This window comes from Nitratireductor arenosus (assembly GCF_009742725.1).
Classification (GTDB): domain Bacteria; phylum Pseudomonadota; class Alphaproteobacteria; order Rhizobiales; family Rhizobiaceae; genus Mangrovimarina; species Mangrovimarina arenosa.
In genome coordinates, this window is the sequence record NZ_WPHG01000004.1 from 167131 (window position 1) to 179469 (window position 12339).

Sequence of the window (12339 nt, forward strand, 5' to 3'; positions counted from 1 at the left end):
ATCACGCCGCGGGTGGCGAGATTGCCGCTATTTCGCCCAATCGTTGGCGATATCGCGATAGGGTTTCATCGCCATATAGTCTTCCGGGCTCCAGGTGTAGAACTGGGAGACGGCCTCGAAACGCTCGATCGGCTCATTCACCAGTTCGCCGTCCTTGCGCTTGACCTCGAAGGCGTAAATGTCGTGCACAGGGCTGTTGTAGCCGTCGAACTTGAAAGGTCCACGCGGTGAATCAAACGACACCGCCGCCAGCGCCTCGTTGACTTTCGCCGGATCGGACAGATCGCCGCCCAGCGCCTCGATCGCCATGTGGATCGCCTTGGCGGTCACGTAGGATCCCTCGGAATAAAGCGTCGGCGAGCGATCGTATTTTTCGCGGTACGCCTTCACGAAGGCCGCGTTGCCGGGCGTGTCGAGCGCGCTCGAATAATGCGAGGCGGTGACGATGCCAAGCGCGGAATCGCCCTGCTGCCCAAGAATCAGATCGTCGGTCAAGAGGCTCGTGCCGACCAGCGGGATCGTGCCCTTGAGCCCGTATTCCTCAAACTGCTTGACGAATTTGATCGCTTCGGAGCCGGCGAAGACCGCCACGACCGCATCCGCCTCGTCGATCTTGAGGCTGGTGAGGAACGGCGCGTAGTCGGCCGTGCCGAGCGGCGGATAGAGCGACTGGATCACTTCGCCGCCTGCTTCGGTAAAGGTGCGCGCGATGCCGCCAGTCTGTTCGAAGCCCATCGCGTAGCCAGGCGCGATCATGACCACGCGCTTATAACCCTGCTCGAAAAGCCATTTGCCGAACGGATGGCTGGCCTGGCTGCCCGAGCTGTTGGTGCGAAAAATGTTCGGCGCGGCAAGCTGCTGCGTCAACCCGTCGGCGCTGGCGACCGATACCACCAGCGGCACGTTTTTTTCCACCATGTAGTCGCGCAGCGCATAGGCGACGCTGGAAGACACGATGCCACCGACGAAATTGACGCCGTCGCTCTCGACCAGCTTCTTGATTTTCGTCAGCCCGACATCCGGCTTGGCCTGGGTGTCCTCGAAGATCACTTCGAGCTTGGCTCCGGCAGCCATGCCGCCGATCTCGTCGACATAAAGCTGGAAGCCGTTGCGGACATCCTCGCCGATCACCGCGAACGGACCGGTATTGGGCGACATCATGCCGACCTTGATGGTTTCCTCGGCCGCGGCGCTCACCGAGGCGGACAGCCCGGCCGTCACCAAGGCGGCGGCAAAAGTCTTCAATCGGAGTTTCATGAAACGGTTCCCCTGATTATTGCGCGTGTGAAGCGGACATACACGATGCTCCAAGGCTCATAGTGCGCCGGGCACTGACATTCGGCTTGCTTGCCAGCGCATTGTCGCTTGGACGTGGGCGCACCTGCACCCTTGCCGTCTCGTCGCGTCCACGGTGCGGTCAATCGCATGCCATGCGCGTCATCCCGACATCGACCTCCCAGGCTCGCGCTTCCGCTTCAGAGAGGTAGGGGTCAAGCCGTGCGGCGCGCTCGAACACGGTTCCGGCGTCGCGCAGCACGGCCGGCATCAGTTCGGTAAGTTCGTCCGCGAGCGCGTCCTCGTCGATCGTGAGCAGTTTGCGGTCGCGAACGACGAAACGACCGTCGACCATGACGGCGCTGACGCCGCGTCCCGCTTCGCCATAGACCATCTGTCGCGTGGCGTTGTTCAGCGGACTATAGACTGGATCCTTGAGATCGAGGAAGGTCAAGTCGGCCTTGAAGCCCGGGCTCAGGCGGCCGGTCGTCTCGAGGCCGAGCGCATGGGCGCCGTCGGCGGTGGCCGCCCGCAGACTATCGCGCGCGCCGGGACCATCGTCGGACCGCCCGGCAATGCCGGCCAGAAGCACGGAAAACTTCATCGCCTGGAACATATTCTGGGCGTCGGAGCACGAACAATTGTCACAACCCAGACCCGGCCGGACGCCGCTTTCGGCATAACGGCGATACGGCGCTATGCCGTTGCGGGTTTTCAGATTGCTGATCGGGTTCATCACCAGCCGCGTGCCGCTGTCGGCCAGCAGGCAGGCGTCGTCATCATCGAGCCAGACGCCGTGAGCGAGCGTGAGGTCGGGCCCGAGCGCGCCAACGCTGTCGAGATATCGGATCGGCGAACCGCCATGCGCCTCGAAAAGCGCACGCGCGCCGACCGCCTCGACGCGCGAAATGGCGACATGCGAGAACAGCCGCACCGAATGGGCGCGGGCGATCTCCAGCAGGCGCGCGAGCAGCGCATGACTGCACCGTTCGGGGCTCGACGGACAGACGGCCCAGGTGACGCGGTCGTCCGGCCCGGCAGGCAGCTCGGCCAGGATACGTTCGAGCTCGGCGACCGGCGCGGGCATGTCGGGCGGCGGCGGCGGTCCCGCGACGATGCCGGCGAGTTCGACCGGCAGGATGTCGCGCAGGTAGGGGATCGTGTCGAGCGGTCCGGTGTCGGCCAATTGCAGCCCGAGCACGACCCGCAACCCGGTCTCGCGATAGGTGTCGCGCACGATTGCCGCCTGGCGGCTTGTCAGCGGCCACAAGCTCAGCATGTCCTGAACCGTGGTGATGCCGCCGCGCAGGCATTCGGCCGCGCCGATCAACGTGCGCAGCCGCAATTCGCGATCGGAACGGGGCGGAAAGTAGCGCGGCAGGGCACGCACCGCCCAGCGCTCCAACGACATGACGTCGAAAGCCCCCTTCAACAGTGCGTCGTGCGAATGGTAGTGGGCGTTGACCAGGCCAGGTACGGCAATCAGCGAAGAGGCGTCGAAAGTCTCGGCATCGTCAGGCACCCCGAACGCGGTCGCGTCCGGGCCGATCGCGGCGATTTGGCCGTCGCGAACCAGAATGTCGGCTTTTGCACCACCCTCCTCGCCGGCCACGGGGTCGACCAGCGTCGCGCCGCGGACCCATATCGGCCGCGATTGCCGCCGCGCCCTCGCCGGCGTCGCACTCAGCATGGATCGCCCGCCAGGTCGCGGATCGCGGATCGCCGATCGAGCCGCATCGCGTTCTTGCGCCCGGCGGTGAAGATCGGCCAGGTCGGCAGCTTGGCGGCCGCGGGATCACCGGTCCGGACGAAGTTCAGCCAGGCGGCGCGCATCGTTGCCGACAGTTCGGCTATTTCGACGGGATCGGCGCCAGCAAGCATCGGCGCGTCGCCCCAGGCTTGCGCGGGCCCGAACACGAATGGCAGTTCCAGACAATGGCAGGCGCCAAGCGGGCTGCCGGCCGGATGCCAGCCGAACTCGTAGACATAGGCTTTTCCCCCGTCGGCGGCACGCCGGCAGGCAAAGGCGATAGCGGGCTCGACAAACACATCCTGCGTCACGACGGCGCTGAGCAGCGCGCCGGGCGCGATATCGCCGTTTCGGCGCGCCATGAGGTCGAGCGCCCCGACGCCGCGCGGGCCGTAAAGCTCGCCGACAAGTTCGGCAACCGCGGATGCATCGAGCTCGCCGGCGCGCGGATCGAGCGCGAAAAAGGCGTCCGCCTCGTCCGCCGTAACGCCAATCAGCACATCGATACCCGTCATGGCGTCGGCGGCCGCGTGGTCGAAGGCGATCGTGTCGGACAGGCCCGCGCTCGCCTGGACGAGCTGGAACGGCGGCGCGGTGTCGCCGAACCGGGCATGCCGGCGGGCGACGGCGGCCTGCGCGCCGAGGATCGCGCTGACGGGAAGTTCGGCAAGCTTCACGCGGGTCTCGTCCGGTTTGTCGGGGTCGCCTCCCAATTCGCTGACAAAATCGGCGCCGAGCGCTCGCGCCCGGACGCTGTCCTGCGGACGCATGCCAAGTGCGGCGCTCTGCATGATCGCCCGCCGGACGCCCTTCATCGGATGACCGCCGGCAAACAGCGCGGCGATCGAGTTTCCGCCGGCGGACTGCCCCATCAACGTGATGTTGTCTGGGTCGCCGCCAAAGCCAGCGACGATATCGCGCACAACGCGCAGCGCGAGCGCCTGGTCGAGCAAGCCCAGATTGCCGTCGCTGATGCCCGGTGCGACCAGATAGCCGAGAGCACCCAGACGGTAGTTGACGCCCACCACGACCACATCGCCCTCGCCGGCGAGCAGGCCACCATCATACCAGTCGAGCCCGCCCGCCCCGCTGGAAAAACCGCCACCGTGCAGCCAGACCACGACCGGTCGGCGCGCATCGTCCACCCCTGGCGTGACGATGTCGAGACGCAGACAATCCTCGCTTTGCCGGCGTGTGAAATCTCCCATCACCGCGAGCAGCCGGGAGGCGAGCTGCGGCGCGATCACGCCCGGCTCGAAGGCTTCGAGGGTGCCGGTCCAGGGCGTTTTGCGGCGTGGAGGACAAAACCGCAGGGCGCCGACCGGCGCTTCGGCAAAGGGTACTCCCCTGAAACGGCATACCCCGTCCCGGCGCAAGCCGGCTATGCGCCCGAGAGAAGTGTCCACGAAAACGGTTTCGGTCGACTGGCGCATGGGTTGTCCCTTCGTTGTGGTGAGGGAAAGCTAGTGCCAAAAACGACCGGGCGGCTTGCGCGTGAGCGCATTGGCGCTTGTGCGCGGATGCGGATAGGAGTTTGCGCCGGGCGACAAGCGGCGCTGCGCTCACGCGCAAGCCGAAATCTGCTGGCCGGGCGATGCTGGGTGGAACAATGATCCAAGGTGCAGGAGGCCCGCGATGAACGGCGACATCGATTCAGTGAACCATCTGGGGATAGCCGTACGTGACATGGAGGCCGCGTGCGCGCTCTACGAGCGGCTCGGCTTTCAACTGACACCGCTTTCGGTCCATTCGGGATCGAGCAGTCCGGACGAACCGGTTCAACCCATGGCGACCGGAAATCGCTGCGCGGTGTTTCCCAACAATTACATCGAAGTGCTCGGCATCGTGAACCCGGGCGCGCTCGACTGGGGCTGGGATCGTTTCATCGACCGGTTCGAGGGCGCCCACATCATCTGCTTCGGATGCAAGGACGCGGACACCGTCGCCACACGACTGTCGTCGGCCAACGTCGCCAATTCGGGCGTGATCGCCCTGCAACGCGATATCGGCACGCCCGAAGGGACGCGCACGGCGAAGTTCGACTGTGTGCATTTCGATCGCGCCGCGACCCCGGAGGGCCTGATACAGGCCGCGCGGCACCGCAATCCCGAATATGTGCATCAACCGCGCTACCTCACGCACGAGAACGGCGCCACCAGCCTGTCAAGCCTGTTGATCGTCTCGGAGGACCCCCAGGCGACCGCCCAGCGTTACGCGGTGCTGACGGGACAGTCGCTCGGCCAGATCGACGGGCTTCCCGGCATCAGCCTGCCGCTGGTGACGACGCTGCGTTTCACGGGCCCGCAGGACGCGGGGCAACGCCTGTCGGGAACACTTCTGTCACCGGCGCCTTCGATCGTTGCCGCGACCTTCACCGTCGCCGATCTGGCGTCGGCGCGCGCGCTGATCGCCGACGCCGGCTTCCCGATCGTCGAGGGTGACAATCGCTTCCACGTGCCGGCCGAACACGCGCTTGGGGTCGTGCACGAATTCGTTCAGGACACACGCTGACGGGTTTGGAGCCAGCTCCGAAAAACCGGGCCGCCACAAGGACGACAAACCATGATGGCGGCCTGGCGCAAGCCGTCATGGTCTTCCAGCCGAACTCGGCCGGGCGCCGTCGTCCCGCCCAGAACCGGATTTTTCAGGCCAGCAGCCGGGCGGCGTTCGCGCGCGCGTCACGCGGGGCCATACCGAAGCGAGCCCGGAACTGACGACTGAAATGCGGGATATCGTTGAACCCCTGCCGCATGGCGACTTCCGTCACCGTGAGATGCGCGTAGCGCGGATCGACCAGCAGCGAACGGGCCCGCAACAACCGCTCCTCGCGGACCCATGCGCCGAACGTCGTGCCGCTGTTGGAAAACAGCTTGTGCAGGTAGCGTTTCGACAGGCCGAACGTGTCGGCGGCCTTGGCCGGGGTCAGTTCCGGGTCTTCCAGCGCGCATTGCAGATGCGCCTTCACCCGCGACAGCAACATGTGGCCACCGCCGCCGGCATTCCTTTCCAGATCGTCCTCGTCACGCCCATCCCCGGATTTGAAGGCGAGCGCGATCAGGTCGAGCCAGATCTCGATGGCATGCGTCTGGTTGGCGCTCCCGAGCTGATGGCCTTCCCTGATGAGAAACTGCAGGTGCTCGCGCGCCAGGCATCCGATGCCCCGTTCGGTGTCGGGCGTGACGGGCAGGTAGCGGGTCGGGTCAATCAGCCTGCTTTCCAGCAGCCGGCGCGGTACCGATATCAGCACGCGATCGGCGGCGTCGGGAAACGTCGCATGGTAGGGCATCGCCTTGTCGAGCAGGAACAGACTGCCGGCCCTGATCGCCGCCCGACGATGATCATGATCGACATCGGTGTTTCCAGACAGGTTAAAACCGATGATGTATTGCGCCTGATTGTCGGCCTCGATGCAACTCACCGACCGGTGCAGCTCGACCGGATCGGACTGGATGCGGGAGATGCAAAGCGGACCGAGGCGGACTTCGGACGTCCGGTAGACGAAGCGATCCGCCTTTGCCGGCCGCACTTCGACACGGGCCACGCGACGGTTCACGATGGAGACGTATTGACCGACGTCTTCGCCATGCGAGAAGCTGCCACGCGCGAAAGCAAACCCGCCATGGGGAGCGCAAACGTTCCCGCCGATTTCAATCATCGCGTTCTCCTTTCAACCTATGTCCGCACCCGGAGGCTGCGCGCGCCAAGCGCCTCGACGAGACGCCCGGTCAGGACTTGCACGAGATGGGCGCGATAGGTGTCGCCTGCATGGATGTCGCTCAGCATCTGCTGTGGGTCGAGCGCCAGGCCGGTGAGCGCCTGTTGCGCGAAATTCCCGTCCAATGCGGCCTCGGCCTCCGTCCAGCGGAAGACACCTGCTGAGCCCGCGCCGGTGACCGCGACCCGGACTCCCTGCCGGTGGCGTGCGACGAAAACGCCGACAATCGCGAAACGCGAAGCCGGCTGACGGAATTTCAGGTAGCCGCAGCTCCGGCATGACGGGAAAACCACTTCGCGGATCATCTCGCCCGGCTCGAGGGCGGTCTCGAACAGGTCGACAAAAAATTCGTCCGCGCTGATGTCGCGGCTGTCGGTTCGGATCGTCGCGTCGAGTGCGAGCAAGGCCGCCGGGTAGTCGGCGGCTGGATCGTTGTTGGCGACGGAACCGCCGATCGTGCCCCGGTTGCGCACCTGAACATCGCCGATCATACCGGCCAGTTCCGCGAGCCCGGGGATCTTATCGCGCACGGCGCCCGACGTGGCGACGGTTGCGTGCCGGCACATGGCGCCGACCCGGATTCCGTCGCCGGTCACCGAAAGTTCCACCAGCTCCGACACGGCGTTGAGGTCGATCAGCAGCTCCGGCGCGGCGAGCCCCTGCTTCATCGTCGGCAGCAGCGTCTGTCCGCCGGCAAGCAGCATCGGCTCGTCGCTGGCGCGCAGCAGGTCGAGCGTGGCCGCGAGTGTTGTCGGACGCACATAGTCGAACTTGTTCATGGCCGCATCGTCTCCGCAGCCGCCAGGATCGCCTTGACGATGTTTTCATACCCGGTGCAGCGGCAGATATTGCCTTCGAGCTCTTCGCGCACCGTGTGTTCATCGAGGTCGCCGGCGTGGCGCTCCACCATGTCGACCGCCGACATGATCATGCCGGGCGTGCAGAATCCGCATTGAAGCGCGTGGTGTTCATGGAAGGCCTGCTGCATGGGATGCAACGCCGCGCCTTGGGCCAAGCCCTCGATCGTGGTGACTTTGCGTGATTGGCACTGGACTGCGAGCAACGCACAGGATTTGACCGCGACGCCGTCGAGATGAACGACACAGGCGCCGCATTGGCTGGTATCGCAACCGACATGCGTGCCGGTCAGCCGGCACTGATCGCGCAGGAACTCCACCAAGAGCATTCGCGGCTCGACCTCGGCCGCGACCGGCTTGCCGTTGATTTCCGTTTCCAGCCGCATCATCCTTGCTCCATTGCCATTTTGCGCCGCCTGCCGCGTCCTCTCTCCGGGTCCGACATATCCAATCCCGACCGGCGTTGCCGAGCCGCGAACTCCATCGGCACTAACGCACCAGCGCACGAACGCGATTTTCCAGAAGCCGCACCAGGCTGAGCGCCGTCATTTCCGACGATTTCGGGTTCGTCGCCAGGGGTTCGTTGTCGATCGAAATATCGAGCCGCCCGAACGCCCCGCCGGCGGCGATCCGATGACCGTTGCGCGAGGCGGCCGGGTCGGCGCATAGCGACACGCGCGTGCGGTCGAGGCCGATGCCGGCCAGCGCGGAAATTACCGCCACGTTGGCGTTTTGCGGAAAGCGGTCGGCCGCTTGGCGCGCCGTCCCGGAAAAGAAAATCGCCGCACGGTTGAGACCATCCAGATCCACGAGCGTTTCGGCCGCCGTCCCGCGCCAGGCCGCCGGTGGCTTGACGATGGTGTGCTCGACCGTGTCGAGACAAAGCGTCGCCGCCGCGGCGAGCGCATCGATACCGCCCATCGCGCCCGGCGGAACGACGATCTGGGCGCCTGTATGGTCGGCGCTCGCAACGAGGCGTGCCATCAGCGCATCGTCGCAAAAAGCGGAGGTGGAGGAGACGACGAAATCGCGCCCGGCCGAAAGTGCTGCCTGGCCCCAGGGTTCGACGCTTGCCCGGCCGGCCGCCTCGACGACAAGATCGATATCCAGCCCGGTCAAGTCGCCCGGCTCGGCAATCAATCGGGCCGAAGCCGGCAAATCGGGCCTGGATGCAGCCGTGTCGCGGACAGCGACCGCGACGAAGGCGATTTCGCCCCTGCCCCGTTCGGCCAGCAGCGCGACGACGCGTCTTGCGATCGCCCCCCAGCCGACGATGGCGACGCGAAGGTGACGCCGCGATGTGCGCTCAGATACCGACATAAGAATGCACCCGTTCGGTGTCGCGTTCGAGGTCGGCGCCATCGCCCGACCATACGGTACGCCCCTTTTCGAGCACGAAATGCCGGTCGGCGAGGCGTTTGAGCACATGGATGTTTTTGTCGATCAGCAGGATCGACTGGCCTTCCGCCTTGAGGCGCTCGACGCAGGCCCAGATTTCGGCGCGTATGACCGGCGCCAGCCCCTCCGTCGCCTCGTCGAGAATGAGAAGACGCGGATTGGTCATCAGCGCGCGCCCGATGACCAGCATCTGCTGCTCGCCGCCCGACAAGGTCACCGCGGATTGCTGGGCACGCTCGCGCAGACGCGGAAACAGCGCGTAGACCCGCTCCAGCGTCCAGGGACCGGCGCGCCGCAGCCGGTTCGAGGCGGTCGCCACCAGGTTTTCGCGCACGCTGAGCGTCGGGAATACCTGTCGGCCTTCCGGCACCAGACCGACACCGAGCCGCGCCACGATTTCGGGTGCCGCGCCGAATACCGACACGTCGCCGATCGTCACATCGCCGGCCATCGGCGGCAAAAGCCCCATGACCGCGCGTACAGTGGTGGTCTTGCCCATGCCGTTGCGACCGAGCAGGGTGACCACCTCGCCGTCGGCGATTTCGAGCGCGACGTCGAACAGAACCTGGCTAGCGCCATAAGCAGCCTGAAGTCCGCTGACCTTCAGCATGTCTCGTCTCCCTCGCCGAGATAGGCCTTGCGGACCTCGGGATGGTCGCGGATATCGTCCGGGCTTCCCGTGGCGATCACCCGGCCGTAGACAAGAACCGAGATGCGGTCGGCCAGTTTGAAGACGGCGTCCATATCGTGCTCGACGAGGAGCATGGCGACCGTCTCTCTCAGACCGCGCAACATCTCGATCATCTGCTGACTCTCTGTGTGGCCAAGGCCGGCCATCGGCTCGTCGAGAAGCAGCAAGCGCGGCCGGCTGGCCAGCGCGACGACGAGCTCCAACTGCTTGCGCTCGCCATGCGACAGATTGGCCACGATCTCCTCGGCACGCTCGGCAAGGCCGGCGCCCGCCAGAAGCGCATCCGCCTCGGCGCGCAACTCCCGGTCGGCCCGCACATTAGCCAGGAAGCGAAAGCTGTGGCCCTGGCGCACCTGGACGGCGATCGCGACATTGTCGCGCACGGAATAATCCGAAAGCAGGCAGGTGATCTGGAACGAGCGCGCAAGCCCGCGCGAAACCCGTTCCGCGGTCGAAAGCCCGTCGATCACCTTGCCGTCGAGTTCGATCGTGCCGCCGTCGGGCCGAAGCTCGCCGAAAAGCTGCGAGATCAGCGTTGTCTTGCCGGCGCCGTTGGGACCGATGAGTGCGTGAATTTCGCCGGCACGCACGTCGAGGTCGACCGCGTCGGTGGCCAACAGCCCGCCGAAACGCTTCACCAGGCCGCGAACGGCGAGGATGGGGGCTGTCATACGCGCCTCCCAACAAGGCGCAGCGCCAGGGCCTGTACTCCGCCATGCGTGTAAAGCACGACGAACAGCAGGATGGCGCCGAGCCCGAGTTGCCAATATTCGGTCCAGGCGGCGAGGACCGTTTCCAGAATGATGAAAACGGCGGCGCCCGCGAGCGGGCCGAACAAGGTGCCGACGCCGCCGAGAATGACCATCACCATCAGTTCGCCGGATTTGGTCCAATGCAGCATGTCCGGACTGGCGAAGCGCATGAAATTGGCCATCAGCGCGCCGGCGAGCCCCGCTCCCATGCCCGAAATGACGAAGGCGGCAAGCTTGTAGCGATAGACAGGCAGGCCGACCGCCGCCATGCGCCGCTCGCTCTGGCGCAGCCCGACCAACACATTGCCGAAGCGCGAATTGACCACCCGCCACAACAGGACAAAGAAGATCGCGGCAGCCGCCAGGCATACATAATAGACGGTCTGCTTGTCGCGCATATTGAGGCCCGGCACCTCGTTTGCGCGGCGGATGATCAGTCCGTCATCGCCGCCATAGGCCTTCAGCGAGACAAAGAAGAAAAACAGCATCTGGGCGAAAGCGAGCGTGATCATGATGAACTGCACGCCGCTGGTGCGCAGCGACAGCGCGCCGATGATGGCGGCGAACACCCCGCTGACGAGGATCGCGGCCGGCACCGTCACCAGCAGCTGATTACTGCCGGGAACGAAACCGAACAACGGCTCGCCGGAGGCGTAATGCTGGTAGAGGATGCCGACGACGTAACCGCCAATGCCGAAAAAGGCCGCGTGACCGAAGGAGACCATTCCACCATAGCCGAGCACCAGATTGAGGCTGGCCGCCGCAATGCCGTAGATCAGGATGCGCGTCGCAAGCGAAGTCAGCGCCGGCTGCCCCATGGCATCGGCTACCGACGGCAGAGCGGCAAGCGCGACCAGCACGACAAGGACAAGCACGAGCCTAGCGGAGGATGAGCCGTTCATCATGGTTCTCACGAATCGGCCGCGAACAGGCCCTTGGGCCTGACGAGAAGAACAAGCGCCATCAAAAGATAGATACCCATCGAGGAAATGCCCGCGCCGAGCGCGTCGGCCTCAGAGCCGACCATGACTTGGCGCAGAAGGCCCGGCAGATAGGCCCTCAACATGGTGTCGACCACGCCGATGATCAGGCTGGCGAAGAAAGCGCCGCGGATCGAGCCGACGCCGCCGATGACGACCACGACGAAGGTGGTGATCAGAATCTGTTCGCCCATGCCCACCTGGACGGCCAGGATCGGCCCCGCCATCAGTCCGGCGAGACCGGCAAGCAGCGCACCCAGCCCGAAAACGAGAGTGTAGAGCATGCGGATGTCGACGCCGAGCGCGCGCACCATGTCGCGATTGGTCGAACCGGCGCGCACGAGCATGCCGATGCGGGTGCGATTGATCAGAAGGTAAAGTCCGGCCGCAACCAGCAGCCCGACCAGAATGATTGAGAGCCGGTAGACGGGATAGACCAGGCCCGGCAGCAACTCCACCGAGCCCTCGAGCAGCGGCGGCATCGGCACGAACAGAGGCTGGCGGCCGAACAGGATGGTGACGAGCTGGTTGAGGATCAGGATGATGGCGAAGGTCGCCAGGACCTGGTCGAGGTGGTCACGCCGATAAAGCCGCCTTATCACCACCATCTCCATCACGACGCCGGTGACGGCGGCCGCGCCCAAAGCCGCCAGGATGCCGAGCAGAAAGGAGCCGGTCTGGCCGATGACGAGCGTGCCGGCATAGGCGCCGACCATATAGATCGAGCCGTGGGCGAGATTGATGATGCCCATGATGCCGAAGATCAGGGTCAGCCCGGCCGCCATCAGGAAGAGCATGACGCCGAACTGGAGCCCGTTGAGCATCTGTTCGAGGAACAAGGTCATCGTACCGGTCGAAACCCGAGAAAGAGGAAGGGGTGCCCCGCGCGGGGCCCTGCCCGCGCGGAGCCGCGGCCGCGGA

12 protein-coding genes are annotated in these 12339 nt (G+C 65.4%); 1 reads left to right on the forward strand and 11 read right to left on the reverse strand.

Annotated elements, in window-relative coordinates:
- Positions 1-27: 27 nt before the first annotated feature.
- From GN330_RS17285 to GN330_RS17295, 3 genes are all read right to left on the reverse strand, one after another.
- Positions 28-1257, reverse strand: a complete 1230-nt coding sequence (locus tag GN330_RS17285; RefSeq protein WP_156713970.1) for an ABC transporter substrate-binding protein — start codon at positions 1255-1257, stop codon at positions 28-30.
- A gap of 160 nt (positions 1258-1417) precedes the next feature.
- A complete protein-coding gene (locus tag GN330_RS17290; RefSeq protein WP_156713971.1) occupies positions 1418-2965 on the reverse strand; it encodes an amidohydrolase family protein in 1548 nt (515 codons plus the stop codon).
- The gene (locus tag GN330_RS17295) at positions 2959-4458 is read right to left on the reverse strand and encodes a carboxylesterase family protein (RefSeq protein WP_156713972.1); all 1500 of its coding nucleotides are present in this window, start codon (positions 4456-4458) and stop codon (positions 2959-2961) included. The genes GN330_RS17290 and GN330_RS17295 overlap by 7 nt, the downstream gene beginning before the upstream one ends.
- A gap of 202 nt (positions 4459-4660) precedes the next feature.
- Between GN330_RS17295 and GN330_RS17300 the strand changes: the two genes are divergently transcribed.
- Entirely contained in the window at positions 4661-5536 is an 876-nt protein-coding gene (locus GN330_RS17300) for a VOC family protein (protein WP_156713973.1), read from the forward strand.
- Between the two features lie 133 nt (positions 5537-5669).
- Here the strand turns inward: GN330_RS17300 and GN330_RS17305 are convergent, their stop codons facing one another.
- The 8 genes from GN330_RS17305 to GN330_RS17340 all read right to left on the reverse strand — a co-directional run bounded on the left by GN330_RS17305 (position 5670) and on the right by GN330_RS17340 (position 12263).
- Positions 5670-6680 (reverse strand): helix-turn-helix domain-containing protein, encoded by a 1011-nt coding sequence (locus GN330_RS17305; protein WP_156713974.1) that lies wholly within the window; start codon positions 6678-6680, stop codon positions 5670-5672.
- Between the two features lie 17 nt (positions 6681-6697).
- Positions 6698-7519 (reverse strand): FAD binding domain-containing protein, encoded by an 822-nt coding sequence (locus GN330_RS17310; RefSeq protein ID WP_156713975.1) that lies wholly within the window; start codon positions 7517-7519, stop codon positions 6698-6700.
- Positions 7516-7986: a (2Fe-2S)-binding protein gene (locus GN330_RS17315; RefSeq protein ID WP_156713976.1), complete on the reverse strand. Its 471-nt coding sequence runs from the start codon at positions 7984-7986 to the stop codon at positions 7516-7518. Before GN330_RS17315 ends, GN330_RS17310 begins: the two co-directional genes overlap by 4 nt.
- Positions 7987-8086: 100 nt before the next feature.
- Entirely contained in the window at positions 8087-8917 is an 831-nt protein-coding gene (locus tag GN330_RS17320; protein WP_156713977.1) for an aspartate dehydrogenase, read from the reverse strand.
- The gene (locus GN330_RS17325; protein WP_156713978.1) at positions 8904-9605 is read right to left on the reverse strand and encodes an ABC transporter ATP-binding protein; all 702 of its coding nucleotides are present in this window, start codon (positions 9603-9605) and stop codon (positions 8904-8906) included. Before GN330_RS17325 ends, GN330_RS17320 begins: the two co-directional genes overlap by 14 nt.
- Positions 9599-10357, reverse strand: a complete 759-nt coding sequence (locus tag GN330_RS17330; protein ID WP_156713979.1) for an ABC transporter ATP-binding protein — start codon at positions 10355-10357, stop codon at positions 9599-9601. Before GN330_RS17330 ends, GN330_RS17325 begins: the two co-directional genes overlap by 7 nt.
- Complete coding sequence (locus GN330_RS17335; RefSeq protein WP_156713980.1) at positions 10354-11340, reverse strand: branched-chain amino acid ABC transporter permease; 987 nt, start codon at positions 11338-11340, stop codon at positions 10354-10356. The genes GN330_RS17330 and GN330_RS17335 overlap by 4 nt, the downstream gene beginning before the upstream one ends.
- Before the next feature lie 8 nt (positions 11341-11348).
- Positions 11349-12263 carry a branched-chain amino acid ABC transporter permease gene (locus GN330_RS17340; RefSeq protein ID WP_156713981.1) on the reverse strand — a complete coding sequence of 305 codons (915 nt, stop codon included), beginning with the start codon at positions 12261-12263 and terminating at the stop codon, positions 11349-11351.
- Positions 12264-12339: the final 76 nt, after the last annotated feature.